A 26,805-nucleotide genomic window follows, 5' to 3' on the forward strand; every position below is an offset into this window, starting at 1 on the left:
GCTTATCCTTCGGGGGCTAAAGTTACGTTTTCTGACCAAGACAAGTCTATGCCGCGGTGGGCAAGCCAGGCCATTGCATCGTCGCCGTGGCGGGTAATTCCCTCGACCGCGTTCAGGGTGGTATCGATGGCGAGCTCGGCGTCCTCGGCGGAAATGAGGCCCGCAGACGTCGCCGCGGAGAGCTCGTCGATGTCGAGGACGGTGATGGGCTCGCCGGTGGTGGTCACCAGGTCAACGTAGAGATCGCGGGTGGTCCACTCGTTGCCGTGGCGCTGGATTTCGGCGACGTCGATATAAAAGTCCTGCTCTACCTCAACGCCGGGGCGGAAGTGGAAGATATTCGCGCGCAGGTTGAGGCTTGGCAGCAGCCAGGATTCGAGGTAGCCAAAGCGCGGGTGATCGGCGCCGCGGGCCATGTACAGGCCGAACTCGGTTTCGGTGTAGGTATCGACTTGGCGGAGGTAACCTTTGGGATCGGTATTGGTAAAATCCGCGGTATTAAAGGTCTCGCGCTTGACTGGGTGGAGATCAACGGCCATTACTTCACCTCCAGGAAGGCGGCGGTGGGGGCGAAATCGCAGCGCGCCTCGGTGGTATTAACGGAGCCGGAAAGCAGCGCGATGACCAGGCCCTTGCCCGTGTGCGCGGTGCCGGAGAGCGTCGTGGGCCCATCCTGGTTGATGCCGTTATTGTGCAGCGGGGTAATGCCGCTTTGCAGGGTATTGATATTGAACCACTGCACATGCATGCCGCCTTGATCCGGTGCTGCCGGTGGGGTGCCCAGGGCGGTAAAGAGGAAGGCGGTCTCGCCCTCGCCGGCGCCCGGGGCGGGAATCTCTGTGGGTCCGGGGACCGCGATGGCAGAGCCGGTGGCGGCGTTGGTGCCGCCAATGCAGTGCGCGGAGACGGTGGGCCAATAAAACTGCCGGAAGTGCGGGTTATCGCCCTGCGGTAAGGCGACGCCGCCATCGCCGTCGCCGTTGCCGGCAAAGAAAGCTAGGCCAGACAGGATTGCATTGCGGGCCTCTTCAGGGATCCATGGCTGCGCGGCAAAGGCGCGCACGCGGTCCTGGGTCTCCGGGGTGGGGCGGCCGAGCTCATCTAAGGGGCTGGCGGGCAAGTGCTGCTGGGCCAGTGAGGAGAGGTCCGGGGCGAAGGCCTGCGCGGGCGCAACCAGGGGAGAGGCAAGGCCAATTAGTGCGGCGGTGGCAGCGGCGATATAGCCGGTGCGCCCGCTTAGGCGCCAAGAGGTTCGGGCGTGGCTCACGGTATCAGGTCCTTGTTGTCTCGCGGAGGGAAAGTAGTACAGCCCCATTAATCACATCAGTAACAATAATAACTCTAGTAACGATAGTGATCCGCTGGGAAGTGTCAAGTACTAGGTCGTTTCGGGAGCGCGAGACGTTACCGGGTGGCATAGGTCGCGTCTTGGCTCCCCGATGCTGCACTATGCCCTGTTAGGGGGTATCGTAGGACGTCGTTCAAGAACATTTCTCGCGCACCAGCGCTTGTAGATCCTCCGAAGGAGAACCCAACTAGTGAGTAATACCGAGTTCCGTAATGTTGCCATTGTCGCGCACGTTGACCATGGCAAGACCACGTTGGTCAACGGCATGCTGGAGCAGTCCGGCGCCTTTGGCGAACACGGTGAGCACACGGACCGCGTCATGGACTCCAACGATCAGGAGCGCGAGCGCGGCATTACCATTTTGGCCAAGAACACGGCCATCCGCCGCCAGGGTCTGGGCAAGGACGGCGCAGACCTCATCATCAACGTCATCGACACCCCGGGCCACGCCGACTTCGGCGGCGAGGTCGAGCGCGGCATTTCCATGGTGGACGGCGTCGTGCTGCTTGTCGATGCCTCTGAGGGCCCCCTCCCACAGACCCGCTTCGTCCTGACCAAGGCGCTAGAGGCCAAGCTGCCGGTCATCGTCTGCGTGAACAAGACCGACCGCCCCGATGCCCGCATCGATGAGGTTGTCACCGAGTCCCAGGACCTGCTGCTGGAAATCGCTGCCGGCCTCGAGGATGAGGAAGCCGCAGCCGCCGCCGAAGAGCTGCTCGATCTCCCGGTCCTGTATGCCTCTGGCCGTGCCGGCGTTGCCTCCACCGAGAACCCGGGCGACGGCAACGTCCCCGATAGCGAGGACCTGCAGGCGCTTTTCGATGTCATCTACAACGTCCTGCCCGAGCCTTCCGCTACCGTCGATGCCCCGCTGCAGGCGCACGTGACCAACCTGGACGCCTCCGACTTCCTCGGCCGTATCGCGCTGCTGCGTATCTACGCAGGCCGCATCAAGAAGGGCCAGCAGGTGGCCTGGATCCACTACGACGATGAGGGCAACCAGCACACCAAGACCGTCAAGGTCGCCGAGCTGCTGCGCACGGTCGGCTTCGAGCGTCAGCCGGCCGAAGAGGCCATCGCCGGCGATATCGTCGCCATCTCTGGTATTTCCGATGTCATGATTGGTGACACCATCGCCGATCCGGAAAACCCAGAGGCCCTGCCGCGCATCACCGTTGACGAGCCGGCCATCTCCATGACCATCGGTGTGAACACCTCGCCGATGGCGGGCCGCGGCGGTGGCACCAAGCTGACCGCCCGCATGGTTAAGGCCCGCCTGGAGCAGGAGCTTATCGGTAACGTCTCCCTGCGCGTGCTGCCCACCGAGCGCCCCGATACCTGGGAGGTCCAGGGCCGCGGCGAGATGGCTCTGTCCGTGCTCATCGAGTCCATGCGTCGCGAGGGCTTCGAGCTGACCATCGGTAAGCCGCAGGTTGTGACCCAGCAGATCGATGGCAAGACCTACGAGCCTTATGAGATCCTCACCATCGACTCCCCGTCGGAGCACCAGGGTGCCATCACCCAGCTGCTGGCCTCCCGCAAGGGCCAGATGCAGTCCATGGACGTGCGCGAGGGTGACTGGGTGCGCATGATCTTCCGCGTTCCCGCCCGCGGCCTTATCGGTTTCCGCACCCAGTTCATGACCGAGACCCGCGGTGCCGGCATCGCCAACTCCATTTCCGATGGCCTCGATGTCTGGGCCGGCGAGATCAAGTCCCGCGCCACCGGCTCCTTGGTGGCTGACCGCACCGGCCAGATCACCCAGTACGCACTGATGCAGCTGGCTGACCGCGGCAACTTCTTCGTCGAGCCAGGCGCCGAGGCCTACGAAGGCATGGTGGTAGGTGCCAATAACCGCGATGAGGATATTGACATCAACATCACCAAGGAAAAGAAGCTGACCAATATGCGCTCTGCCACCGCAGACGCCACGGTCACCCTGGCCAAGGCCCACACGCTTTCCCTGGAAGAAGCGCTGGAATTCTGTGGCAACGACGAGTGCGTCGAGGTCGCCCCAGACGTGCTGCGCGTGCGCAAGCTGGAGCTTTCCGCCACCGACCGCAAGCGCGCCGCTTCCCGCGCTAAGCAGATGAAGAAGTAACCTGCCGGCCTAAGTAGTGCCTGCGGTTGATACCGCAACCGCCGCGATAATCGCCGTCGTCTCCTGCAAAATGGTTTTTACCGCAGAGGCGGCGGCATCGTCGTATTCCACCTGTTGTTTTAATTCTTTGATGCGGTTGCGCATCTCCCGGCGTTTCATTTCGGGCGCATCCTCCTTGAGTAGGGGATAGGCCCCATTAACCTCGCGCAGAATATCCAAGATAATCATGTCTTTGGTGCTTGGGTTTTGGGTGCCGTCAAGTACCGCGGCGAGCCTCTCGCGCACCTCATCTTCTAGCGCCGTATCCGTCATGATGTAACGGTCACCGCCCAGCTGCCACCACGCGGAATCCTCGATCTCCAATTGGCCGCGGTCCTGAAACTCCTGGGCAATCTTCTCGCGTGGGGAGAACCACCGCGCCTGCAGCAGCGTTTTTACCGAGCCGGTCCGGTGCTCGTGCAGGCTATCCCACGCCCAGGCAAGCACCGGGTGCTCTGGCTTTTTATCAGTGGCGTGCACCTTATTCTTTGCAGTTATGGCAACCGCCTCGTGCAGGAGCAAATCGCTAAAAAGGCCCGCGCGCAGGGCGGTTTCATTATTTGATAGCACCTCCTTTTTACCGTTGTCCTTGGTAAGCAGGAGGAACATTTCTTGGCAGATAAGCATGGTGGGGAATCCCTTCAACAGTGATTTTGCTCGAGTTTAGCGCGCAGAATCTTCGTGTGGCGGGAAGAAGGTATTAAAGTAGTCCGCGATGAAAAATAGTCTCAAGGCCCGCGCACTTGCTGCCACTGCCGCCATCGGCCTCGCGTTTGTCAGCGGGTGCTCGGCCAATCCTGGCCCTCCGCCGGTGGTAGAAGACTCGGACGACCAGGAATCTACCGCCCAGGAAACGGCATCAACGACGACCGCGACGGACGATGAGCCGCCGCGCGCGGAGGAAGAAAAGTCGCGGCCTACCATTTCCATCGGTGTCGATCCGCTGCGCGCCGGACTTAACCCACACCTGGTGGCCAATAACTCCGAGCTCGTGGATCAAATCGCCGAGCTGGTCTTGCCGTCGACGTTCCACTGGGGACGCATGGATACAGACGTCCTAGAATCCGCCGCGGAGGTCACCGCGCCGGAGGGCGTAGCCCAGCGGGTGCGCTACGTCATCGCCACTCCCGCGCAGTGGTCCGATGGCACCCCGATTTCCGGGGCGGATTTCAACTACCTGTGGAAGAAGATGATCACCACCGCAGGCGTCAAGGACCCGGCGGGCTACCGCGCCATTTCCGCGGTGACCACCTCCGATGGCGGGCGCGTGGTGACGGTGGATTTTGCGGAGCGGGTTAAAGATTGGAAGCAGCTATTCAACCAACTCCTGCCCTCGCACCTGCTGCAGAATTCCGATTTTGATTCGGCGCTGGCCAATGACATCCCAGCCTCCGCCGGCCGCTTCTCGGTCGATAGCGTGGACCGCAGCCGCGGGGTCATCACCCTCAACCGCAACGATCGTTTTTGGGGTGCCGACCCCGCCCATATCGACGTCGTCCAGCTGCGCGAGGTGCGCGATAGCACCCAGGCGCTGAATATGCTGCGCTCCGGCCAGATTGGGTTCGCGGACTTCACCCCGGATCAGACCTCGCAGGAGGCGCTTGGCTTGCTCGGGCACGTGAGCGATAAGACGGTCACCCGCCCGCGCCAGCTGCGCTTGCACATGTCCACCGAGCAAGGAGCCTTGGAGGACGCCGCCGCGCGACGCGGTCTGGCCTCGCTTATCGATACCGGGCAGGTCGCCCGTCTCGCCACCGGCCGCGCCTCCAACCTGAAGGCCGGGCATAACCCGGTCTCCGGCGAGGCGAACCTGACCGCCCTGCGCGAGCGCGCCAGCAAGAAACCCATCCGCTTCGCCGTCGATCCGACCAGCCCCACGGCTTTGGCTGCGGCAAATACGCTTTACGATATCCTCGAGGCTCACGGCATCCCCGCCGAGGTCACCACCGATAGGCTTACCACCATTACCTCTAAGCTGCTGCCGGAAGGCAAGGTGGATGCGGTCGTGACCTGGGAGGATATCACCTTAACCTCGCTGTCGGCCGCGAATATCTTCAATTGCGCCGAAGACGAACCGCTCGCCGGGGATCTCTCCGGGTTCTGCCCCGACAACGCTGCTGAGACGCGCATGGACATCCTTTCCGGAAAGATAAGCCCCTCGACCGCGCTGGGGCGAATCCGCGAGATCAACGCCCAGGACGTGTTATACGTCCCGCTCTTAGATGAAACGCGTGTGCACGCGCTGGGGGAGGGTATTGTAGGCCCCGGCCAAAGTATTGATGATTGGGATAAAGGTCTGGTCACCGCGCCGGTTTGGAGGATAGATGAGGACTAAGGACTTGGTGGGCTACCGCGTTGTTGCAGTGCACGCACACCCCGATGATGAAACGCTTTTTACCGGCGGCACCCTTGCCACCCTGGCCGCGCGCGGGGCACAGGTCACGGTCATCACCCTTACTCTTGGCGAGGACGGCGAGGTCATCGGCGCGCCCTATCAAGGTCTTGCCGAGCACCATCAGCTCGGCGGCTTCCGCGCCCGCGAATTGGCCTGCGCCCTCACTGCCTTAGGCGTAGAAGGCATACAGCTGGGTGGATTCGGCCACTTCCACGATTCCGGCATGGTGGGATCGCCCTCTCACGACAACCCCCGCGCGCTGGTCAATCGCCTGGATGAGGCGGTAGATCTGCTCCGCGCGGAATTAGAGGTGCTCCAGCCGCACGCCATCTTGACCTATGGGCCGGATGGCGGCTATAACCACCCGGACCACGTGGCGGTGCATAGGGTGGTGGAAAAGGCGGCATCGGCAAGCACGCGCATTTGGTGGGCGATTTTTGACCGCGCCGCCAATTACTCCGGCCTGGAGACCCTCGACGCGCCCGCGGGCTGGCGCAAGCCCGATGCCGCGTACCTGGATAATTTCACCACCGCCGGCGCGGATCTGGCCTTCGCGCTTGACGATGCCGCCCTGCACGCCAAACGCGCCGCCATGCGCGCCCACGCCACCCAAATCTGGCTGGCTGATGGCACCACCACCGCCACCAACCCCGAGGCCGCCGTGGCCGCCGTCCACGACCCCGCCGCGGTGCCAGGGGCCTACTGCCTGTCCAATAGATTGCTCATGCCGTTGCTGCGTGCCGAATACTTCCAACTCGGCAGGGGCGCGGGCGCAACCGACCTCCTAGGGGATCTGTAATGCGCACTGATTTTAGCCGCGGCGAGCAGGTCACAGGGCTTATCTGGCTCTCCCTCGGCGCTCTGCTATCGCTATTTCTGGAGGTCATTTACCTCACCGCCCGGATTCCGCTGGCTGATGGCGCGAGCATCGCGTTTCCCATCACCATCCTCATCGCCGCCGCATTCAATGTGGTGTTAACCCGCACCGCGCGGCTGTGGAGTGATAGTACTTACATCGCAGCCATCCCGCTCATTGTCTGGGGCCTGGGCTTTTTCGGGCTTATGCTGCTGGTTCCGATTACCGGCGATGTCATAGTGGGCAATAATATTCTCAGCTTGCTCCTGCTTTTGGCTGGGATTGGCGGCGGCGTTTGGCCTTTCCTAAAGCAGAAGTGACATACTATATTTCATCCCCCAACCCCATGAAATCAGGAAGATTCAAGGATTCTCCATGACTTATACAATCGCTCAACCTTGCGTTGATGTAATGGACCGCGGCTGTGTTGAGGAATGCCCCGTCGATTGCATTTACGAAGGCAAGCGCATGCTCTACATCCACCCAGATGAGTGCGTGGATTGCGGCGCCTGCGAGCCCGCATGCCCGGTAGAAGCCATCTTCTACGAGGACGACGTTCCCGATGAGTGGATCGATTACAACGATGCCAACGCAGCATTCTTCGATGACTTGGGCTCACCCGGTGGAGCGGCAGCCCTTGGCCCGCAAGATTTCGATGCGTCAATGGTAGCCGCGCTGCCCCCACAGAATCAGGAGTAATTCATGGCCCGCACACCGCTAGGACAATCGCTTCCGGATTTCCCCTGGAACTCGCTGGCTGGCGCCAAGAAGAAGGCCCAGGCGCACCCAGATGGAATCGTTGACCTTTCGGTGGGCAACCCCGTAGATCCGGTCGCCCCCGGCGTGCAGCTGGCGCTGTCCTCTGCCGCCGAGGCCCCCGGTTATCCGCAAACGCAGGGCACTTCCGAGCTGCGCGAAGCCATCGCCTCCGCCCTCCGCCGCCGCTACCACATGGACGTAGACCGCGTCCTGCCCGTGGTGGGCACGAAGGAGGCCATCGCCTGGCTGCCTACCCTGTTGGGCATGCGCGGCGAGACCGTCGCCTTCCCCTCGGTGGCCTATCCCACCTACGAGGTTGGCGCCCTCCTCGCTGGGGCCACCCCGCTGCGCGTCGACGAAGACTTCCAGGATGCCTCCCTGGTATTCATTAATTCCCCGTCCAATCCCACGGGCCGCGTCGCTGGGGTAGAGGAGCTGCGCCGCATCGTGGCCTGGGCCCGCTCGACGGGCGCTATCATCGCCTCCGACGAGTGCTACATGGGCTTGGGCTGGAACGACGACAACCCGCCGGTATCCATCCTGGATCCCCGCGTGACCGACGGAGATAATACCGGGCTTATTGCCATGCATTCGCTGTCCAAGTCCGCGAATATGGCCTCCTACCGCGCCGGATTCTTCGCCGGCGATAATGACCTCATCGCGGAGCTCCTAGAGCTGCGCAAGCACGCCGGCCTCATCGTGCCAGGCCCGATTCAGGCGGCGATGGTTGCCGCGCTTGACGATGACCCCACCGAAGCCCTCCAACGCCAGCGCTACGCCGCGCGCCGCGCCGAATTGATGCAGGCGCTCATCAAGGCGGGCTTTACCATTGACCACTCGGACGCCGGCCTGTACCTCTGGGCCACCCGCGGCGAAGACTGCCGCGAGACCATCGACTGGTTGGCTTCGCTCGGTATCCTCGCTGCCCCCGGTGATTTCTACGGTCCCTCGGGCGCACAACACGTGCGCATTGGCTTAAACGGCACCGATGAGCGGGTGCGCGCCGCCGTCGAACGCCTCGCCAGTGCCTAACTCACCTCGCGCGTTTCGCCCGCCTGCGCGGGAGGGGATTTCTCCCCGCAGGGTGGTCTTGCGCGATCGCGTTCCTGTAGAAGGCGAATATTGGGCCGCCCGCGCTGGCGACTCGCCTTTTCCGGAGGGAACCCTCCTTCCCGCGGGTACGGTTCTTTCGCGCCCCATTCCCGCGTGGTATCACCCCTTCGTCCCGCCGGAGGATCCGATTCCCTTTGACTACTGCGTAGTCCACACGGATGAAGACATCATGGTTGCCGATAAACCGCACTTTCTTCCCACCACCACGAATGGCCGCTTGCAGCGTGAAACCCTGCAAACCCGCCTGCGCGTGGACTTCGGCGAAGACGAAATCGTGCCGCTTCACCGCCTCGACCGCCTGACCGCCGGTCTCGTCATCTGCTCGCGCAATCCTGCGACCCGCGCGGACTACCAGCGCATCTTCCTGGAGGGGAGGGCGGTGAAGAGGTATAGGGGCATCGTCAAGCAGCCGCTTTTCTGCGATGAGGAAATCAGGCTGCCGATGCACAAGCCGCGGGGCAGCAGGCAGGTGCTCGTGGCTGATAATGGCACGCCGACTTCGACGTATGTGCGCGCTGCGGGGCGGGAGGTGACCATGTGGCCGCGGACCGGGCATACGCACCAGCTGCGGGTGCTGCTGAACCACCTTGGGAGCCCGCTCATTGGCGATGACACCTATCCCACGCCGCGTCCGCTCGACCTCTACGATTTCTCGTGTCCGCTTTCCTTGCTGCACGAAACTATATCTTTTATAGATCCTTTATCACATTCGGAGCGTCAGTTTTTCAGTTCGCGGGGCTTAGGAACTACAATCAGGTAATTACTAACTTCCGGCAAGAAAGGCGGCCCATGGCAGACCTCAGCGTTGCGCGCTTTGCGTCCAATTTTGGGCAATTCCTTAAGTTCGGTCTTGTCGGCGGCTCGGGAACCGCGGTCAACCTCTTCGTGTATTTTCTCGCGCAGAAACTCTTTGGCGCGGCGGATATCTTTGCCGAGGATCCCTTCATGAACCTCTTCGGCTCTGCATTCCACATCCGCTGGTACCACGTCTTTGCCACCATCTCCTTCCTCGTGGCCAATACCTGGAACTACCAGCTCAACCGCATGTGGACCTTCCGGACCGTGTCCAAAGTGTCCTGGATTCGCGGTTTCTTCCCGTTCCTTTTGGCGGGAATCGGGGCGTTTATCGTCAGTCAGGTCATCCTGACGCTGCTCATGAACCCCAATTCGCCCGTGGGGCTGCCCACCGATGTCTTCGATAACTCCACCGGATTGCGCACCAAGTCCTATTGGGCGCAGGCCATTTCCATCGTGGTGGCGATGCCCATCAACTTCATCATCAACAAGCTCTGGACGTTCCGCTCCAAGCCCAATAAGCCCGTCGTCGTCGACGAGGTCGCGCCGGTTTAACTACCTGCTCCTAGCTCTGCCTAGCCCGGCTCGTTTCGCCACCCCGGCCCCGCCCTTCGCGCTCACCAGCGGGGGCTGCTGGGGTCTTTTTGTACCCGCCGGTGAGCGGCAAGGGCGGGGAGGGGCATCGCCAAGCGAGTGCGTGCGGGGCACTCATCTCTTCGCGCTCACGGGAAGGTGGTTGTCGTGCGCAGCGCTCGCCCCCGGTGAGCGGCACGGGAGGCCTCGCCCTTCGCGCTCACCGACAACAGTTGCCGGCGGTGAAACCTACTCCCTGTGAGCGGCAAGGGCGGGAAGGCCGGGCGCCGCTGACGCTAGCCCCTTCGCGCTCACGGGGCGTAGCAAACGGAAACCACCCGCTGTCCGCGGTGAGCGCGAAGGGCGGGTGGTGGAGTGCGTGATGGCGGTGGGAGTGAGCATTAGTCCTCGAGCTCGGCGTCGAGGCGGGACTGGTCGCGGCGGTTTTGCTTCCGTCGGAGTGCGGGCGAGATGAGGACGGACGTGATGGCACCTACGGTGGCGCCGATGAGGTAGGGGGCGGCGGCATCGGAAAGCGCGTAGGCGTGGTAGGCGATGCCGGCGAAGCAGAGGAACATCGGGATGAGGTAGAGGGCGGTCAAAGTCCAGTTGGAGCGGCCGGTGGGGGTGGCGATGTGCCTGCGCATCCAGGCGGCGCTGAGGGACGTGCCGGCGATGGAGGGGACGATGGCGAGGAGGGCGAGGAGGCTGAGGCGGCCGGGGAGGGACCAGGCGAGGATGGCGGCGACGATGAGCTCGAGGAAGGTGATTGGGGTGAGGGTGATGGCGGAGGCCTTGGTGAGGATGTCCCGCTCGAACTCGTCGGTGGAGGCGCGCTCGATGTGGTTGAGGGATATGTTGGCGATGGCGTTAATCATGTTGTTCAGCTCCAAAGATTTCTTCGACTGTTTTGTCTAGTTCGTGGCAGATGTCCAATGCGAGGTGCACGGACGGGGAGTAGTTGCCGCGCTCGATATTTGCGATAGTTTGCCGGGAGACGCTGACGCGCTCTGCTAGTTCGCCTTGCGACCATTCGCGCCAGCGCCGCCACTTGCGGACCATGTTGGGTTGTCCGGCCACATCATCACCTCTCTTGTCGTGTTTACATGACCTAATGTAAAGCAAACCTGACATTATGGCAAGGGTTATACGCATAGATGCCAGCGCCAATATGGCTGGGTGGCGGACATAGGAAGCTGTGGCTTGCGGCCTTTGAGCAGGTCACGGGTGGCTTTGATAAGCAGGATGACTTGGTCAAGGTGGTGCGTGACGTCATCGGCAGTAAAGCGCAGGACCGCGTACCCGTGTGCGGTTGCGGCGTTCTGTTTGGAACGGTCGGCCTGGAACGCGATGCTGTGGCTGTGGTAGGTCCAGCCGTCGATTTCCACGATGAGCTTGCCCATCAATAGGTCGAACCGGTACCCACACACCAGGGCGTTGTGAACAGGGAAAATGCCTTCTGCGCGCAGCGCGCGGCTGACTTTCCGCTCCGGCGGGCTATCCGCGCCGATGGCGGAGCGCCGAATCGTCTCCTTCAACGCACGCGGTGTCCGGCCCATTCGTTTGCGGTCCCGCTCCAGCCGGCCGGGCCCCTTTTCACCGCGGTAAAACTCTTCCAGCAGCGGGCCACAGGCCCTAGCAATCTTGCGAGCAGCCCACAGAACCTGCACCACCGGCAGCCCTTTGACCAGGCTCGTTGCCTTGAGGCGAGAATGCGAAACCCGGAAATTCTTACCCCGCAGCGTGCGCGGGCCCTCCGCCTCCAGCGGAAACGTCAGCGGCCGGTCGAGGTGAATTTCTTGCGCGGTCTTCCCCGTAAAATGAATGCGGCTCAGCCCATGCATCAGGGCCTTCGCCACCGCCAGCGGCGACCACTCGTCGGTATAAATTCCCCGGTGCACGCGGTGCAGCTTGCCCGCGCGCACCCGCCGCCGAATCGCGTCCTTGCCTAGTCCCTGCTCGCGCAACTGCGCGGTTGTCCATGCCCCCATGGCTTCAACTTAAAAAGGGGCCGCCTCCCCGTCCATACGGATTTCGCTAGCCTGTGGATAACCGTCCCATTTTGCGTTCCCGCGCGCTATTCTCGCCGCTGCCCTGTGGATAACTTCCCCGCAACCCTCCCTTCGCGCTCACCGCCCCCGCTTTCCGATGCCCATTTTTGGTTTCTGTGAGCGCGGAGGACGGGCCCACACCCCGTCGCGCTCACCGAGAGGTGAAAACGGAACACCCCGCCCTGCGCTGGTGAGCGCGAGGGGCGGGGCGGATGTGAACGGTGGAGGTAGATGCGAGGCGGTGTAGGGCGCCAAGGGTGGGGCTGGAGGCAAAGCTAGGTCAGAGGGAGCGTGGAGGTCGGGTCGATGCCGCGAGCCTTGGAATTGAGCACACCCGCGATGGCGAGCACCGCGAACATGGCGGCAGCGGAGAGGAGTTGGGTGCGGGCGGTGGCATCGGTAAGCATGAGCACCGCGATGGCCGCGAAGAGGCCGAGGGCGAACCAGGTGAGATAGGGGAAGGCCCACATGCGGATGGGGAGGGGATGCAGGGCCTCGAGTTGGCGGCGCAGGCGCAGCTGGCTGACGGCAATGAAGACCCAGACGATGAGCAGGGAAGCGCCGGCGGCGTTGAGCATGAAGGTGAGCAACCAGCCGGTATCGGCGTAATTGAGGACGACCATGAGCGCGGACAGTGCGACGGACAAGGCGATGGCGGTCGTGGGCACGCCTTCGGTATTGGTGGCGGCGAAGATGCGCGGGGCCTCGCCGCGGGAGGCGAGCGAGTGCATCATGCGGGAGGAGGCGAAGATTTGCGCGTTGAAGGCGGATAGCAGCGCGAGGACGATGATGACCTCCATGATGCCGGCGGCACCGGGAATGCCGGCGCGGTCGAGGACCATGGTAAATGGCGATTCGGCGGCGGTGGAGGCGGCGTCCAGGCTGGAATAGGGAAGCAGGAACGTGATGACGAGCACGGAGCCCAAGTAGAACACGGAGATGCGCAAGATGGTGGAGCGCACGGCGTTGACCAGGGATTTCTCGGGATCCTCGGACTCGGCGGAGGCGATGGCGACGACCTCGATACCGCCGAAGGCGAAGGCTACGGCGAGCAGGCCGGCGGCGACGCCGCCGAGGCCGTTGGGCATGAAGCCATCGGCAAGGAAGACGGATGTGCCCACGAAGGTGTGGCCGGGCAGGAGGCCGAAGATGAGGAGGACGCCGATGATGAGGAAGGCGATGATGACGACGACCTTGATGAGTGCGAACCAGTACTCGAACTCGCCGAAGGTGCGCACGCGCAGCAAGTTGACGAGGCCGAAGGCGGCGACGCAGATGGCGGCGGGGATCCAGGGCGGGACGTCGAACCACGAGCCGATGAAGCCTGCGGCGCCGGTGATTTCGGCGCCAAGGACGGCGACGGTGGCACACCAGTAGATCCACCCTTGGGTAAAGCCCGCCCAGCGGCCGATGCCGTGTTCGGCGTATTCGGAAAAGGAGCCGGAGGCGGGGATGACCGTTCCCATTTCCCCAAGCATTTGCATCACGAGGATGGCGAGGAATCCGGCGATCGCGTAGGCGATGATTACCGCTGGGCCGGCGGCGGAAATGCCGACGCCCGTGCCGAGGAAGAGACCGGCGCCAATGGTGGAGCCAAGCCCCATCATGGTCAGGTGGCGGACCTTCAGGCCAGAACCAAGGGTAGAAGAGTTATCAGACACTTCTCCATGGTATTTCTCGCCCGCAGGGCACCGGAATTGGGGTGGCGTTAATTCTTGTGGAGGTCCTCGTTCAGTGCGACGGCCTCAGCATTCCACTCCACGGCCTCGACGGCACCGGAGACGGAATTGCGGCGCAGCAGCAGGCCAGAGGCGCCAGAAAGCTGGGAGCCCTTGACGGCCTCGCCATTGCCGACGCCCAAGGCCTCAGCCACCTTGCCAAAGACGGCGACCTTGGTGCCGGCGGTGACGTAGAGGCCGGCTTCGACAACGGCGTCATCGCCAAGCGAAATGCCAATACCCGAGTTAGCGCCGAGTAGGCAGCGCTCGCCGATGGAAATAACTTCCTTGCCGCCGCCGGACAGGGTGCCCATGATGGAGGCGCCGCCGCCGATATCGGAGCCATCGCCCACGACGACGCCCGCGGAAATGCGGCCTTCCACCATGGAAGCGCCCAGGGTACCGGCGTTGAAGTTGACGAAGCCCTCGTGCATGACCGTGGTGCCCTCTGCCAGGTGGGCGCCCAAGCGGACGCGGTCGGCGTCACCGATGCGCACGCCGGAGGGGACAACGTAGTCCACCATGCGGGGGAACTTATCCACGGAGTAGACCACGACGGGGCCGCGGGAGGCGAGGCGGCCGCGCACCATCTGGAAATCGGAGACGGCGCAGGGGCCGTAGTTGGTCCAGACCACGTTATTGAGGTGGCGGAAGATGCCGTCCATGTTGAGGCCGTGCGGCTTTACCTCACGGTGGGAGAGCAGGTGGAGGCGCAGGTAGGCGTCGTAGGTATCGGTGGGGGCCTCGTCGAGGTCAGCGATGGAGGTTTCCACCGCCACGCGGGCCACGCCGCGCTCCTCATCGGGGCCGACGAGGGCGGAGAACTGCTGCGGAGTCTCCTCCAAACGCGTCGTGCCGGTGGTCTCTACTTGCTTATCGGTATGAACTGCTGGGAACCAAACGTCCAAGACGGTGCCGTCGTGGGTAATGGTTGCCAGGCCACGTGCGGATGCAGAAGTCATGGTGGCTAGCTTAGCAATTACTGCCGTACTTGTTCGCGCTTGCCCGCGGGAACCACGAAGGACAAGGCGACGAGCGCGGCAAAGAGAATGATGACGGCAATGACTTGGTTGCGGGCGGAGGGATCAAAGAGCATGAAGATGGTCAGCGCGGCCAACGCGGCGGCGGTTGCCCAAGGCAACCAGGGGTAGCCGGGCACGCGGATGTCCGTTAGTTCGCCGTTCGCTTTCAACTGCGGGTGCAGCTTGAGGAAGGAGGCGACGATAAAGGCCCAGACCACCAAGAGGCAGCCGCCGACGGCGTTGAAGAGGAAGGCCAGCAGTCCCGGCGGGTTCCAGAATTGGAGGCCCACTGAGGCGAAGGCGAAGATCATGGACAAGATGACGGCATTGATGGGGGAGCCGGAGTGGTTGGTCTTGAGGAAGAACTTGGGCGCGCAGTGGTCCTTGGCCATATCAAAGACTAGGCGGGAGGTGGCGTAAATCTGCGCGTTGAAGGCGGACAGGAGGGCCAGCGCGATGATGGCCTCCATGAAGCCTGCGGCGAAAGGAATCTTGGCAGCCTCAAGCACCAGGGTGAAGGGCGAATCGGCGGCGGCATCGGCGTCTTGGATCTGGCTAAACGGCAAGGCCATGGTGATGACCACGATGGAGCCGATGTAGAAGATCATGATGCGCACGATGATGGCGCGCACTGCAGTGGCCACGTTGCGGGCGGGGTCCTCGGACTCGGCGGCGGCGATGGTCACCAGCTCGATTCCACCGAAGGCGAAGGCCACGGCCAGCAGGCCCGCGGCGAAGCCGGGCATGCCATTGGGTAGGAAGTTATCGGTGAAGTTGGTTCCAGCGCGGGAGAGATCCATGCCGGGCAGGATGCCCAGTGCCATGAGGATGCCGATGACGAGGAAGGCGATGATGACGGCGACCTTGATGATGGCGAACCAGAACTCGAATTCACCGAAACCGCGCACGGCAGCGAAATTCACCACGGCGAAGAAGGCCACCGCGATGAGCGCGGGAATCCACGGGGCGATATCGAACCAGCTGCCGATGATCGCGGCGGCGCCGGTGATTTCGGCGCCCATGACCATGATGAGCATGAACCAGTAGATCCAGCCCATCGTAAAGCGCGCCCAGTGGCCGAAGGCCTGGCCGGCGTAGGTGGAAAAAGAACCCAGAGAAGGGCGGGCCGCGGCGATTTCCCCGAGCATCCACATGATGAGCGCGATGAGGACGCCGGCGACGGCATAAGAAATGAGCACCGAGGTGCCGGAGATTTGGATTCCCAATCCGACGCCCAAGAAGAGACCGGCACCCACCGCGGAGCCAAGGCCCATCATGGTGAGGTGTCGCGATTTCAATTGTGTGGCTTCGGCCATAATTACCACCTTGTGAGAGGTTATTTTTTACAGTGAAGTGAACATTACACAATGCAACGGACCCAGCGGGGCGCTACCATGGCGGCTTGTGACTTTAGATCTATATGCCGACCCCATTGAAGTGACCAAGGCGCTCGTCGATATCCCGAGCCCCTCCCACCACGAGGAGGCCATCGCGGATGCGGTGGAAGAAGCCCTGCGTGGTCTAGACGTGGAGGTCGCCCGCTTTGGCAATACCGTGTGCGCGCGCACGAACCGGGGGATGGATTCCCGCGTGGTTCTTGCAGGCCACATCGATACCGTTCCATTGGCAGATAACGTACCGCATCGCATGGACACCGCCGAAGATGGCGCCGAGATCATGTTCGGCTGCGGCACCGTGGACATGAAATCCGGCATGGCGGTCTACCTCAACGCCTTTGCTCACCTGCATGAATCGGAAGAGCTCCAGCATGACCTGACCGTCATCGCCTATGAGGGCGAAGAGGTATCCACTGAATTTAATGGACTGGGCCACTTGCAAAAGGACCACCCCGAGTGGTTGCAGGGCGATTTCGCGCTCCTCGGCGAGCCCTCCGGTGCCCTGGTCGAGGCCGGCTGCCAGGGCACGATTCGCCTGCGCGTGACGGCGCATGGCACCCGCGCGCACTCGGCCCGCGCTTGGCTCGGCTCCAACGCTGCACACAAGCTCGCCCCCGTCATGACGCGCATTGCTGACTACGAGCCGCGCGAGGTCACCATCGATGGCTGCACCTACCGCGAGGGCCTGAACATCGTCCACATGGAGGCTGGCGTGGCCACCAATACCCTGCCGGACGAGGCATGGATGTTCGTCAACTTCCGCTTCGCCCCGGATCGCAGCACGGAGGAGGCGCTGGAGTACATGAAGGGGGTCATCGGCAAGCATGAGGACGTCACCATAGAGATCGATGACATCGCCGGTGCCGCCCTGCCTGGCTTGGGGCAGCCTGCGGCACGCGCGCTTGTCGATGCCGTCGGTGGCAACGTCCGCGCCAAGTTCGGCTGGACCGATGTCTCGCGCTTTGCTGAGATGGGCATTCCGGCCGTGAATTTTGGCGCCGGCGATCCGGGCTTTGCGCATAAGAAGGACGAGCAGGTGCCCACGGCGCAAATCACCGAAGTTTCAACCGCTCTGCTTAATTACTTGAAGGGATAAAAATGACCCCTGACCACATGCGTACCCTGCGCGGCCCGCTCTTGCTGCGCAGCGAGGGAGAACAAGGCTCCACCTTTGACCAACGCCTGCTGGAATCCGGCGCGGACCACGAATGGCAGCATGCCGATCCGTGGCGCGTGCTGCGCATCCAAGGTGAATTCGTCGCCGGCTTCGATGCGCTGGCTAAGCTGCCTAAGGCAGTGACGGTTTTTGGTTCCGCGCGCACCAAGCCTGAGGATGCGAGCTATCAGATGGCCGAAGAACTCGGCCGCAAGCTCGCCGAGTGCGCCTACGCCGTCATCACTGGCGGCGGCCCCGGCATCATGGAGGCTGCGAATAAGGGCGCGCACGAGGGCGATGGTCTCTCGGTGGGACTCGGCATCGAATTGCCGCACGAGCAGGGCCTCAATAAGTACGTGGACTTGGGCCTGAACTTCCGCTACTTCTTTGCCCGCAAGACCATGTTCTTGAAGTACTCCCAGGCCTTCGTCTGCCTGCCCGGCGGCATGGGCACCATGGATGAATTCTTCGAGGTTCTCTGCATGGTTCAGACGGGTAAGGTCACCAACTATCCCATCGTACTCATGGGCACCGAGTACTGGTCTGGCCTGCTGGAATGGATGAAAAATACCCTTGCCGCCGGCGGGTACATCAACGAAGATGACCAAGAGCTTTTCCTGCTTACCGATGACCCCGATGAGGCCGTCGCCCACATCATCGAGCGCCACAAGGTCATGAGCGATAAACGCATTAGGGAGCCGCGTTGAGCCTCGCGCGCGTGATGGCGATAGTCAATCGCACCCCGGATTCCTTTTATGACAAGGGGGCCACCTTTGACATGGACCCCGCCCTTAAGCGCTGCGATGAAGCCATTGCGGCAGGGGCCTCCATCATCGATATTGGCGGAGTCAAGGCTGGGCCGGGTGAGGAGGTGGATAGCGCGGAGGAAATCGACCGCGTCGTGCCCACCATCGCCCGCGTGCACGAGCGCCACCCAGAGGTACTCATTTCCGTCGACACTTGGCGCAGCGAGGTGGCCGAGGCCGCCATCGCCGCCGGGGCCGGGCTGGTCAATGACACGTGGGCCGGCTGGGATCCGCAGCTTATCGAGGTCGCCGGCCACCACCGCGTGGGTTACGTGTGCTCGCATACCGGCGGGATTACCCCGCGCACCCGCCCGCACCGCGTCCACTTTGATGACGTCGTCGCCGATGTCATTGCTGAGACCACCGCCCTGGCAGAAAGGGCCGCGGGGCTCGGCTGCCCGGAAGAGCTCACCTTCATCGATCCCACGCACGACTTTGGTAAAAACACCTATCACGGCCTAGAACTCTTGCGGCGCATCGACGAGATCGTCGACACCGGCTGGCCCGTGCTCATGGCGCTATCCAATAAGGACTTCGTGGGCGAAACCCTCGCGCGCGGGGTAGGAGACCGCGTCGCCGGAACGCTCGCCGCTACAGCCTGGGCCGCAGCGCACGGGGTGGCCGCCTTCCGCGTCCACGAGGTTGCTGAGACCGTCGACGTCATCCGCATGACCGCCGCCATCCAGGGCACGGCCGCACCCCTTGACACCACGCGCGGGCTCGCATGAGCGTTTCCGTCATCATCCCGGCGCTCAATGAGGAATCCACCGTGGCCGGCGTTATCCGCGCCTGCCTTGCCGATGACCCACTCGAAGTGCTCGTCATCGACGCCGACTCCACCGACGACACCGCCGCAGTGGCGCGCGCCGCCGGTGCCGATGTGCGCAATTGGCGCCATATCCTACCCGAACCGCCGCGCCCCGGCAAGGGCGAATCCCTCTGGCGCGGGGTCGCCGCCGCGCGCGGGGACATCGTCGTATTCATCGACGCCGACCTAGAATCCGCCGCGCCCGGCATGGTCACAGCGCTCGCGGCGCCCTTTGCGGATCCGAGTGTGAACATGGTCAAGGCCCGCTATCGCCGCAGCCTGAACGGCCAACCCACCGGCGGCGGACGCGTGACCGAATTGACCGCAAAGCCGCTCATCCGGCAATTCTTCCCAGAGCTAGCCCACATCGATCAGCCCCTAGGCGGCGAGTACGCGCTTCGCCGCTCTGCCGCGCTAGAGGTGCCCTTCGTGGAGGGCTATGGGGTGGAAGCGGGGCTGCTGGTGGACATCGGTAAGCGCGGCGGGCTGACACAAGTCGACCTAGGCACTCGAGTCCACCGCAACCGGCCGCTTCATGAGCTCGCGCCGATGGCGGATATCGTGGCACGCACGCTGCTTTCGCGCGCTGGGGTGAGTGCGCCGATTGCTCAGCGCCCGCCACTGCTAGGTAGGATTTAAGCCATGCTGTCCTGGATTGTGCTCATTGTGGTGCTCATTGCGTTCATTGTGATCGGAACGTGGCTGTGGGGTTCGATTTTTGGGCCCGGGACGGTGATGGACCCGCCCGATGAGCCGCAGAAGGTACTGGAAAATAACCGCGTCGCCGCAGCTCAAGGCCGTTTTGAGGATGTGCAATTCGAGGTCGTCCCGCGTGGGTATCGCCAGGATCAGGTCGATGATCTGCTCGCCCAGCTGGAGCAGGAATTGGAGGCCGCGCGGAAAAGCGGGCAAAAAGGGACTAAGCTGGAAAGAAACGAAGAAAGTTAAGGAGCCCTACTATGGCAGCAATGAAGCCACGTACCACTGGCGGCGAAATGGAAGCGGTGGTGGAATCCCGCAAGATCGTCATGCGCATCCCATCCGACGGCGGCGGGCGCATCGTTATCGAGCTGAACAAAGAAGAGGCCGCGGAGCTCGGTTCTTTGTTGACCGAGGTTTCTAGCTAGTCTGGGTACATGCTTTCTCATATCGTCGACATTCTGGCCGATCCAAACGACGGCACGGCGCTTTCCGGCGCCGATGATTTTTCCCGCCTCGTTTCGGAGTCTGGCCATTCCTTTGATGTGGCCAAGCAAGGGTATGTGACCTTAGCGGCCGGTGCTGGCCTGAAGCACAAGGGCGATGACATGGATATGGTCAACGCCCGCGAAGCGTACCTAGCCACCGGCCATTTCGCGCCCTTCGTCGAGTCTGTGACCGGCGCGGTGCAAGACGCGCTCGATGCCAGCTCGCTGTCTGCATCTACGCCCGCCTCGCTCCTCGAGGTCGGCGCCGGAACCGGCTACTATCTAGCCCACACGCTTGATTCCATCGATGGCGCGCGCGGCGTCGGGCTTGATATTTCCCCGCACGCAGCCAAGCACTTGGCCAAGTGCCACCCGCGCGTGGGCGCCGTGGTTGCCGATGTCTGGCAGCAACTTCCTATCCGCGATGAATCCATCGACGCCATTTCCGTCGTCTTCGCCCCGCGCAACCCAGCCGAGTTTCAGCGCGTCCTCGCCCCCGGCGGCCAGGTCATCGTTCTGACCCCGGGCGCCGGGCACCTCGATGAGCTGCGCGAACCCCTCGGCATCCTCGGTGTGGAAGAGGGCAAGGTCGAGCGCATGTATGAGCAGGCGGAAGGCTACCTCGAGCAAGCGGCCGACCCCGTCGATATTTCCTTCCCCATTCACCTGGATAAAGCGGCCATCGCCGCACAGGTAGGAATGAGCCCGTCCGCCCGGCACATCAGCGCCGACGAGCTCGCCGAGCGCATGGCCGCCCTTCCACCCACGCTGACGGTCACCGCCCGCGCCCGCCTAGACCGCCTCCGCGCGGTTTCTTAATCGCAGGTCTGCCTCGCGGCAACCTGTACCGCCCTTCGCGCTCACCAGCAGCGCGCGGGGCGGTTCTTTTTCGCTTCCGGTGAGCGCGAAGGACGGGTGTGGAATCGGCCAGTCACCGTACCCTCCCTTGGCGATCACGAGGAGCTGCTTGCCGATGTTGCGACGCCTCGCCGGTGAGCGCGAAGGGCTGGTGGCATCGGCAGGGCGGTGGCTGACGGAAAACGAGGGTGCAGAATGCGGCTAAGGACGGCATCATTTGACCCGTGCGGTCGGTCCTGGGGCCAGATGGAAAGAATACCCGCCCTTTGCGCTCACGGCAAGCACATTCTGATGGCTGGAGTCGCTTGCCGGTGAGCGCGAAGGACGGGTGTGGAATCGGCCAGTCACCGTACCCTCCCTTGGCGATCACGAGGAGCTGCTTGCCGATGCCCCTCCACCTTGCCCGTGAGCGCGAAGGGCGGGTGGCGACAGGCGGGGCAGAAAGGCGGGGCCGAGAGGCGGGTGGCCGGGTAGGAGGGCTGCAGTATTAGAGCTTGGAGCCGGAGCGCTGCCAGTCTTGTTCGATGACTGCGTCGCCGGTGGTTTCGACATCCATGCCGGAGCAGCCGCCGTCGAAGTACACGCGGGAGGCCATGGCGATGAGGCCGCCGTCGACGAAGACCTCCACCGTGGAGCCGTCTTGGATGATGGTGAGGGTGTCGGAGTCGCCATCGGCAAGCGTGGCGGTGGCGGGAGCGGAATCGGCGAAGAAGTGATCGAAGGCCTTGTTCATGGAACGATCGAGGCTGATTTCCTCGCCGGAGTGGCAGATGGAGGCGGCGGGGTCGCCGTTGCCATCGCGAAGGGTGATGGTGACGCTGGAGCCGGTGGGAACCTCCATGACGCCGGTCCAGGAGCGCGCGTAATCCGAAAGCTTGACCGCTTCGGGCAGGCCGGTGGCCGGTGCCTGGTACAGGACGCCGCCCTCGAGCGTGACCTGGCGCGGCAGGGAGAGGGCATTCGACCAGCCCTCGGCATCCCAGGAGGCGTGCTGGGTGGCGTCGTCGCCGCGGCCGTTGCCGTTGAGCAGGCCGAGGATGACGGCGCGCTCGTAGCGGCTTTCTTCAGGAATCGTGCCTGCGGTGGCATTGGTATTGCGCGGGCGGGAGAAATCGTGGCCGAAGTCCACGCGGCGGAAACCGGAGACCACCGTGAAGGTGGTGTCTTCCAGCTGGCCCACGAGGTAGCCGGAGACGTCGCGGCCGTCGCGCTCGAGGGTGACAAAGAGGACGTCGTAGATTTCCTCGTCGATTTCATCGCGCAGGCGCACGATGCGTGGGGAGACCACCGGAGGAATGGGGGAATCGGCGGGCACTTCGCCGTCGAGGAAGCCCGGGTCACCTTCGAAGGTAAGGCCGCCGCGCAGGGACCATGAGATACCGTCGTGGCTTTCTAGAATGACTGGCTGCGGGGTGTCGGTGCGGCCAGAAAGTGCCAGCATGAGCCAGCCCTTGTGGCCGTCCTCGCGGTCATCGGTGGCCCAATCGGGAACAACGGAAGGCGAGCGGAACCGGGTGTGGTCGGTGGTATTGCCAGCCACCTCGCCAAACCGCACGACGTTGGGGTCGAGGGCCGAGGAGTCATCGGAGACCTCGCAGACATCGTCGATGCCGGAATAGCGCGCGAGGCGAATGGAGGTGCCCGTCGCGGCAACGGAGGTGAAATAGAGGTTGATAGCGTCCTCACCCTGGGCCACGGACCCAGCGCGGAGGGCGAGCTCGCCGCCGACGGGCGCGAGGACGTCATCGCAGTCCAGCCAGTTAAACGGCGCTTCCTCCGAGTACGTGTGTCCCCAGCGAGCCGGGGCATCGGGAGTGGGGCGGTACTGGTAGAACATGTGCCACGTATCGCCATCGCGAAGGACGCCGGCGGGCGCGTCTAGGATGCCGGCATCGGGGATGAAGTGGAGTTCGGGGCGGTGAGTCGTCACGGCATTCCTCTCTTAAATCAGGTGCGGGTTACAAGCTTGGGTTGGGGTGGCAGCCACGCCGGGGAGGAAACTCGTTGACCTGCCACGCGGTGCTTTCGCGAACTTTATGGGGCAGTGTCCGGCTGTCATGTACACCCAGAATACGGATATCTTTTAGCGCGTGCAGGGGCCCTTGCTTGCCGATGCCCCCTTAAAGTTTTGTCACCAGCGTCAGCCCCGAACCCAGTGGGAGCCGGGTCACGGTGGCGCCCTCGAGCTCGCGGAGGTATTCATCGGCCTCGCGCGCGGCGGCGGTATCGCGGTCGGTGCGGGAGGTGTCGGCGACGGTGCCATCGAGAAGCGCATTGGCAAGCACCAGCGTGCCGTGTTGGTGCAGCAGGGGCCAGGCCGCCTTGATGAGGGCGGGGAGGTCGAGGGCGGCGACGTCCGCGTAAATGACCTGGTAGGCCTCAGTAGCCAGGCGCTCGAGCACGTCGAGGGGGCGCGAGGGAAGGAAGCGGCCGCGGGTGGGGGCGTAGCCGGCCTCGCGGAAGGCGGCCTTGGCGCTGCGCTGGTGCTCGGCTTCTGGGTCGATGCACGTGAGGATGCCGTTATCCGGCATGCCCGCGAACAGGTAGAGGCCCACGACGGAGGCGGCGGGGGTAATCGCCACGGCCTGGGGGCGGTCTACCACACCGGAAGACGTCGCCGTCAGCGTGGTGAGAAGCTGGCCGGTGGATTCATCCGGGACGGGTAGGCCGTATTCCTCGGCGTGGTTGCGGGCGCCGCGGAGAGCCGCCGAAGGCTCACTGGTGGAATCGATATAGGAGCGCAGTGCGTCATATGCGGTAGTAGTCACGAATAAAACAATAGGTAAAGTTGCGCGCAAGGGTGGCAAAAACGCGCCTAGCCAGCGAAATTGTGGTCTGTGGGAAGTATGTGACGGACTCACAGGATATTATCAGCGCAGTGGCTGGAGTTTCCGCGCCGAGTATAGAAAAATGACACCCATGACAGAAACGAAGCGCGATGCCGAGTCCGTTGCCTCCACCGATCCGAACGTGGAGTTGACCGGTACCGCGGCGTTCGATGCTGGGGAAGCCACGATGCCTTCGTGGGCCGAATTGGTGGCAGAGCACGCCGATGGCGTGTACCGCTTGGCCTACCGTTTATCCGGTGACCAGCAGGATGCCGAGGATCTCACCCAAGAGACCTTCATGCGTGTCTTCCGCTCCTTGGATAAGTACCAACCGGGTACCTTCGGCGGCTGGCTGCACCGCATCACTACGAACCTCTTTTTGGATATGGTGCGCCACCGCTCCAAGATCCGCATGGAGTCCCTGCCTGAGGATTACGAGCGGGTGCCGGGGACGGATATGACCCCGGAGCAGGCCTATACCGTGGCCAACTTGGACCCCGTGCTGCAGTCCGCGCTGGATAGCTTGGCGCCGGATTTCCGCGTCGCCGTGGTTCTGTGTGATATCGAAGGCATGAGCTATGACGAAATCGCCGAAACCCTTGGCGTGAAAATGGGTACGGTGCGCTCTCGCATCCACCGCGGCCGCTCCCAACTGCGCGCGGCGCTGGAAAAAGAGGCACAGACCAATGCGGAGGCGCGCATCTTGCTGCGCACGCGCTAGAATCGAATCATTACCTCCCCTGCCACGCGGCAGGGGGACTTAAGTGTGAGTAATCCGTCTGTGGAATGAACGTGAGGAGGGTGTCGATGGACTCACTGCGAGGACGCCGCACCCTCTCCACGCTCAGCGTGCGGGGCGAGTTCACTCCCGCGCAGGCGAAAGCCCGGGATAAGGCAAAGGCGCGGGCGCGGCGCAGCGATTCCATCGGTCACCTTGGCCCAGAGGCCGTCGTTGCCTTCGTGGACGGGGAGATGGAGCCCAAAGCCATGCACCGCGTGCGCATCCACCTAGTCCACTGCGCGGAGTGCCGCGCCGACGTGCACCACCAGCGTCACGCCTCCGAGTGGGTGCGTCACTGCAGCGATGATTCCGCGGTGAAGGCCCCGCAGTCCTTATTGGCCAAGCTGGCGGGAATGGCTACGGAGGGTGTGGCCCCGGGCCCCGATGCGTCGACCCCGGCGCACCGGCCGGAGCAGGATTTCCTGGATAAAGTCGAGACGGTGGTACGCGCGATTAAACACAATCAGCGCGGGCAGAACTAAACGGAGGGCGAGGATTTAACCGTGTTTTCTTCCATTGGCTGGCCCGAGATTATTGTCATTGTCCTCCTCGGCATCGTCATCATCGGCCCGGAGCGCATGCCGGAGGTCATCAAGGACGTGCGCGCGGCCATCTACGCCGCCCGCAAGGCCATCAATAACGCGAAGGCCGAGCTCAACGGCGAGATGGGGTCCATCTCCGCGGAATTTGACGATATTCGCGGCCCGCTCAACCAGGCGGCGCAGTGGACGCGGCTAGGCCCCAAAGGCGCTATTACCAAGGCGCTTTTCGATGGCGATGATGCCGCCTGGGACGACTTCAACCCCAAGAAGATGGCCGAAGACATCAAATCCGGCACCGCGCCGAAAGAGCCCGAACAGCGCGCGCAGGACAACAATGGCCCCGCCCGGCCCACCTTTAACTATGCCGAGGTATACGGCGAAACTACACAGCAGCCGGCGCAGCAGCCGCCCCAGCAACAACAAAAGCCGCAGCGTGGTGGGGAGGATTCCACCGGCGGCGGCTCTGAGTGGAGCGACGTTACCTAATACAATGCGCCCTTAGTTCACGCCTAGGTTGAGGCTCTTGCCCACGAGGGAATCGGAACGGATGGCGAGCTTATCAGCCACCGCCCTAATTTCCTTCGCGGCAGGGGAGTCGGGTGCCTCGAGCACGATGGGCGTGCCGGCATCGCTATTCGAGCGCAGGGCCGGATCCAGCGGCACGGAGGCCAGCAGCGGAACCTCGTGGCCCAGGATGACGCCGAGGCGGTCTGCGACGATCTGGCCGCCGCCTTCACCAAAGACGTCCATGGTGGAGCCATCCGGCATGACCATGGCGCTCATGTTCTCAATCACGCCGGCCACGCGTTGGCGCGTTTGTTGGGAGATGGATCCGGCGCGCTCGGCCACCTCGGCTGCGGCGGCCTGCGGCGTGGTGACGATGAGCAGCTCCGCATTCGGGATGAGCTGCGCAACGGACAGCGCCACATCGCCGGTACCCGGGGGCAGGTCGAGGAGGAGGACATCGAGATCGCCCCAGAAGACGTCCGCCAAGAACTGCTGCAGCGCGCGGTGGAGCATGGGCCCGCGCCAGACGACGGGCGCGTTACCCTCCACAAACTGCCCAATCGAGATGTGCTTAATGCCGTGAGAGATGGGCGGCAGCAGCATTTCATCATCAAGCACGGTGGGGCCATCGGTCGAGCCGAGCAGGCTGGGCACGGAGTGGCCGTAAATATCGGCATCGACAATGCCCACCTTCAGGCCCTTATCCGCCAGCGCTGCGGCCAGGTTGACGGTCATCGAGGACTTGCCGACGCCACCCTTACCCGACGCCACCGCAAAGACACGGGTCGTCGAATCCGGCTTGGCAAAAGGAATCTCGGGCTCGGCCTGGCCGCCGCGCAGCTTCTGCTTGAGCGCGCGGCGCTGCTCATCGCTCATCGCGTCCATGGTCACGGTAACCTTGCCAACGCCGTCGATATCCTCGACCGCGGCGCGGGTATTGGTCTCGATGGTGGACTTCATGGGGCAGCCTGCGATGGTCAGGTAAATACCAACGGTGACGTCGTTTCCTTCGATATCGACCGATTTCACCATATTCAGTTCGGTGATGGGGCGGCCGATTTCTGGATCCTGTACGTGGGAAAGAGCCTCGCGTACGGCTGATTCGGTAATAGAGCTAGACATAACTCTTGCCATCTTAGTCACGGCGCTACCTCAGGTAAACACG

Annotated in this window: 30 protein-coding genes; 18 read left to right on the plus strand and 12 right to left on the minus strand. The window is 63.2% G+C overall.

Features of this window, described 5'->3' with window-relative positions; all coding sequences use genetic code 11:
• Positions 1 to 2: 2 nt before the first annotated feature.
• Together CACC_RS04630 and CACC_RS04635 are read right to left on the minus strand one after the other, a co-directional pair.
• Positions 3 to 539, minus strand: a complete 537-nt coding sequence (locus tag CACC_RS04630; RefSeq protein ID WP_005280082.1) for a ribonuclease FAU-1 family protein — start codon at positions 537 to 539, stop codon at positions 3 to 5.
• Positions 539 to 1,315, minus strand: a complete 777-nt coding sequence (locus CACC_RS04635) for an Rv1157c family protein (protein ID WP_005280084.1) — start codon at positions 1,313 to 1,315, stop codon at positions 539 to 541. The genes CACC_RS04630 and CACC_RS04635 overlap by 1 nt, the downstream gene beginning before the upstream one ends.
• A gap of 223 nt (positions 1,316 to 1,538) precedes the next feature.
• Between CACC_RS04635 and typA the strand changes: the two genes are divergently transcribed.
• The gene (gene typA / locus CACC_RS04640; RefSeq protein ID WP_005280085.1) at positions 1,539 to 3,449 is read left to right on the plus strand and encodes a translational GTPase TypA; all 1,911 of its coding nucleotides are present in this window, start codon (positions 1,539 to 1,541) and stop codon (positions 3,447 to 3,449) included.
• A gap of 9 nt (positions 3,450 to 3,458) precedes the next feature.
• Here the strand turns inward: typA and CACC_RS04645 are convergent, their stop codons facing one another.
• Positions 3,459 to 4,115, minus strand: a complete 657-nt coding sequence (locus CACC_RS04645; protein WP_005280087.1) for a GOLPH3/VPS74 family protein — start codon at positions 4,113 to 4,115, stop codon at positions 3,459 to 3,461.
• Between the two features lie 88 nt (positions 4,116 to 4,203).
• Here CACC_RS04645 and CACC_RS04650 point away from each other — a divergent pair, with 88 nt between their 5' ends.
• The 7 genes from CACC_RS04650 to CACC_RS04680 are packed head-to-tail and all read left to right on the plus strand — an operon-like array spanning position 4,204 to position 9,961.
• Positions 4,204 to 5,823, plus strand: coding sequence for an ABC transporter family substrate-binding protein (locus CACC_RS04650; protein ID WP_005280089.1), 1,620 nt, complete (start codon positions 4,204 to 4,206; stop codon positions 5,821 to 5,823).
• Positions 5,813 to 6,682 carry a PIG-L family deacetylase gene (locus tag CACC_RS04655; protein ID WP_005280090.1) on the plus strand — a complete coding sequence of 290 codons (870 nt, stop codon included), beginning with the start codon at positions 5,813 to 5,815 and terminating at the stop codon, positions 6,680 to 6,682. The genes CACC_RS04650 and CACC_RS04655 overlap by 11 nt, the downstream gene beginning before the upstream one ends.
• Positions 6,682 to 7,059: a hypothetical protein gene (locus tag CACC_RS04660; RefSeq protein ID WP_005280091.1), complete on the plus strand. Its 378-nt coding sequence runs from the start codon at positions 6,682 to 6,684 to the stop codon at positions 7,057 to 7,059. The genes CACC_RS04655 and CACC_RS04660 overlap by 1 nt, the downstream gene beginning before the upstream one ends.
• Before the next feature lie 55 nt (positions 7,060 to 7,114).
• On the plus strand, positions 7,115 to 7,438 hold the full coding sequence (gene fdxA, locus CACC_RS04665; RefSeq protein WP_023017724.1) for a ferredoxin: 324 nt from the start codon (positions 7,115 to 7,117) through the stop codon (positions 7,436 to 7,438).
• A 3-nt stretch (positions 7,439 to 7,441) separates the two neighbouring features.
• On the plus strand, positions 7,442 to 8,530 hold the full coding sequence (dapC, locus tag CACC_RS04670; protein WP_005280093.1) for a succinyldiaminopimelate transaminase: 1,089 nt from the start codon (positions 7,442 to 7,444) through the stop codon (positions 8,528 to 8,530).
• Positions 8,531 to 8,582: 52 nt separating this feature from the next.
• The gene (locus tag CACC_RS04675; protein WP_005280094.1) at positions 8,583 to 9,371 is read left to right on the plus strand and encodes a pseudouridine synthase; all 789 of its coding nucleotides are present in this window, start codon (positions 8,583 to 8,585) and stop codon (positions 9,369 to 9,371) included.
• A gap of 29 nt (positions 9,372 to 9,400) precedes the next feature.
• Entirely contained in the window at positions 9,401 to 9,961 is a 561-nt protein-coding gene (locus CACC_RS04680) for a GtrA family protein (protein ID WP_005280100.1), read from the plus strand.
• A gap of 419 nt (positions 9,962 to 10,380) precedes the next feature.
• On the opposite strand, the gene CACC_RS04685 is transcribed toward CACC_RS04680, so the two are convergent.
• The 6 genes from CACC_RS04685 to CACC_RS04710 form a co-directional block, all read right to left on the minus strand.
• Positions 10,381 to 10,857: a hypothetical protein gene (locus CACC_RS04685; RefSeq protein WP_023028620.1), complete on the minus strand. Its 477-nt coding sequence runs from the start codon at positions 10,855 to 10,857 to the stop codon at positions 10,381 to 10,383.
• Complete coding sequence (locus CACC_RS04690) at positions 10,850 to 11,059, minus strand: helix-turn-helix transcriptional regulator (RefSeq protein WP_034666904.1); 210 nt, start codon at positions 11,057 to 11,059, stop codon at positions 10,850 to 10,852. Before CACC_RS04690 ends, CACC_RS04685 begins: the two co-directional genes overlap by 8 nt.
• Positions 11,060 to 11,124: 65 nt before the next feature.
• Positions 11,125 to 11,970 (minus strand): type IV toxin-antitoxin system AbiEi family antitoxin domain-containing protein, encoded by an 846-nt coding sequence (locus CACC_RS04695; RefSeq protein WP_005280102.1) that lies wholly within the window; start codon positions 11,968 to 11,970, stop codon positions 11,125 to 11,127.
• A 335-nt stretch (positions 11,971 to 12,305) separates the two neighbouring features.
• The gene (locus CACC_RS04700; RefSeq protein ID WP_341864579.1) at positions 12,306 to 13,637 is read right to left on the minus strand and encodes an amino acid permease; all 1,332 of its coding nucleotides are present in this window, start codon (positions 13,635 to 13,637) and stop codon (positions 12,306 to 12,308) included.
• Between the two features lie 101 nt (positions 13,638 to 13,738).
• Complete coding sequence (gene dapD / locus CACC_RS04705) at positions 13,739 to 14,710, minus strand: 2,3,4,5-tetrahydropyridine-2,6-dicarboxylate N-succinyltransferase (RefSeq protein WP_005280105.1); 972 nt, start codon at positions 14,708 to 14,710, stop codon at positions 13,739 to 13,741.
• A gap of 17 nt (positions 14,711 to 14,727) precedes the next feature.
• Positions 14,728 to 16,086 (minus strand): amino acid permease, encoded by a 1,359-nt coding sequence (locus CACC_RS04710; protein ID WP_005280106.1) that lies wholly within the window; start codon positions 16,084 to 16,086, stop codon positions 14,728 to 14,730.
• Positions 16,087 to 16,174: 88 nt separating this feature from the next.
• Here CACC_RS04710 and dapE point away from each other — a divergent pair, with 88 nt between their 5' ends.
• From dapE to CACC_RS04745, 7 genes are read left to right on the plus strand one after another with little or no spacing between them, the layout of a single operon-like run.
• A complete protein-coding gene (gene dapE / locus CACC_RS04715) occupies positions 16,175 to 17,263 on the plus strand; it encodes a succinyl-diaminopimelate desuccinylase (protein WP_005280107.1) in 1,089 nt (362 codons plus the stop codon).
• Between the two features lie 2 nt (positions 17,264 to 17,265).
• Positions 17,266 to 18,030, plus strand: coding sequence for an LOG family protein (locus tag CACC_RS04720; RefSeq protein WP_005280109.1), 765 nt, complete (start codon positions 17,266 to 17,268; stop codon positions 18,028 to 18,030).
• Positions 18,031 to 18,044: 14 nt separating this feature from the next.
• Positions 18,045 to 18,857 carry a dihydropteroate synthase gene (gene folP, locus CACC_RS04725; RefSeq protein WP_005280110.1) on the plus strand — a complete coding sequence of 271 codons (813 nt, stop codon included), beginning with the start codon at positions 18,045 to 18,047 and terminating at the stop codon, positions 18,855 to 18,857.
• On the plus strand, positions 18,854 to 19,576 hold the full coding sequence (locus CACC_RS04730; protein ID WP_005280111.1) for a glucosyl-3-phosphoglycerate synthase: 723 nt from the start codon (positions 18,854 to 18,856) through the stop codon (positions 19,574 to 19,576). Before folP ends, CACC_RS04730 begins: the two co-directional genes overlap by 4 nt.
• Before the next feature lie 3 nt (positions 19,577 to 19,579).
• Positions 19,580 to 19,885: a DivIVA domain-containing protein gene (locus CACC_RS04735; protein ID WP_005280112.1), complete on the plus strand. Its 306-nt coding sequence runs from the start codon at positions 19,580 to 19,582 to the stop codon at positions 19,883 to 19,885.
• 11 nt (positions 19,886 to 19,896) lie between these two features.
• Complete coding sequence (locus CACC_RS04740) at positions 19,897 to 20,064, plus strand: DUF3117 domain-containing protein (RefSeq protein WP_005280113.1); 168 nt, start codon at positions 19,897 to 19,899, stop codon at positions 20,062 to 20,064.
• Positions 20,065 to 20,073: 9 nt separating this feature from the next.
• Positions 20,074 to 20,943 (plus strand): methyltransferase domain-containing protein, encoded by an 870-nt coding sequence (locus tag CACC_RS04745; RefSeq protein ID WP_005280114.1) that lies wholly within the window; start codon positions 20,074 to 20,076, stop codon positions 20,941 to 20,943.
• Positions 20,944 to 21,469: 526 nt separating this feature from the next.
• Here the strand turns inward: CACC_RS04745 and CACC_RS04750 are convergent.
• The gene (locus CACC_RS04750; RefSeq protein WP_005280116.1) at positions 21,470 to 22,912 is read right to left on the minus strand and encodes a GH32 C-terminal domain-containing protein; all 1,443 of its coding nucleotides are present in this window, start codon (positions 22,910 to 22,912) and stop codon (positions 21,470 to 21,472) included.
• A gap of 190 nt (positions 22,913 to 23,102) precedes the next feature.
• Entirely contained in the window at positions 23,103 to 23,750 is a 648-nt protein-coding gene (locus tag CACC_RS04755; RefSeq protein WP_005280117.1) for an O-methyltransferase, read from the minus strand.
• Positions 23,751 to 23,901: 151 nt separating this feature from the next.
• On the opposite strand from CACC_RS04755, the gene sigE reads away from it, so the two are divergent.
• The 3 genes from sigE to CACC_RS04770 all read left to right on the plus strand — a co-directional run bounded on the left by sigE (position 23,902) and on the right by CACC_RS04770 (position 25,619).
• A complete protein-coding gene (gene sigE / locus CACC_RS04760; protein WP_005280118.1) occupies positions 23,902 to 24,531 on the plus strand; it encodes an RNA polymerase sigma factor SigE in 630 nt (209 codons plus the stop codon).
• Positions 24,532 to 24,596: 65 nt separating this feature from the next.
• Positions 24,597 to 25,073 (plus strand): anti-sigma factor family protein, encoded by a 477-nt coding sequence (locus CACC_RS04765; RefSeq protein ID WP_005280119.1) that lies wholly within the window; start codon positions 24,597 to 24,599, stop codon positions 25,071 to 25,073.
• Between the two features lie 21 nt (positions 25,074 to 25,094).
• Complete coding sequence (locus tag CACC_RS04770; RefSeq protein ID WP_005280120.1) at positions 25,095 to 25,619, plus strand: twin-arginine translocase TatA/TatE family subunit; 525 nt, start codon at positions 25,095 to 25,097, stop codon at positions 25,617 to 25,619.
• 12 nt (positions 25,620 to 25,631) lie between these two features.
• Here the strand turns inward: CACC_RS04770 and CACC_RS04775 are convergent, their stop codons facing one another.
• Entirely contained in the window at positions 25,632 to 26,762 is a 1,131-nt protein-coding gene (locus CACC_RS04775; RefSeq protein WP_005280121.1) for an Mrp/NBP35 family ATP-binding protein, read from the minus strand.
• Between the last annotated feature and the right edge of the window lie 43 nt (positions 26,763 to 26,805).

Source organism: Corynebacterium accolens (assembly GCF_023520795.1).
Taxonomy (GTDB): Bacteria; Actinomycetota; Actinomycetes; order Mycobacteriales; family Mycobacteriaceae; genus Corynebacterium; species Corynebacterium accolens.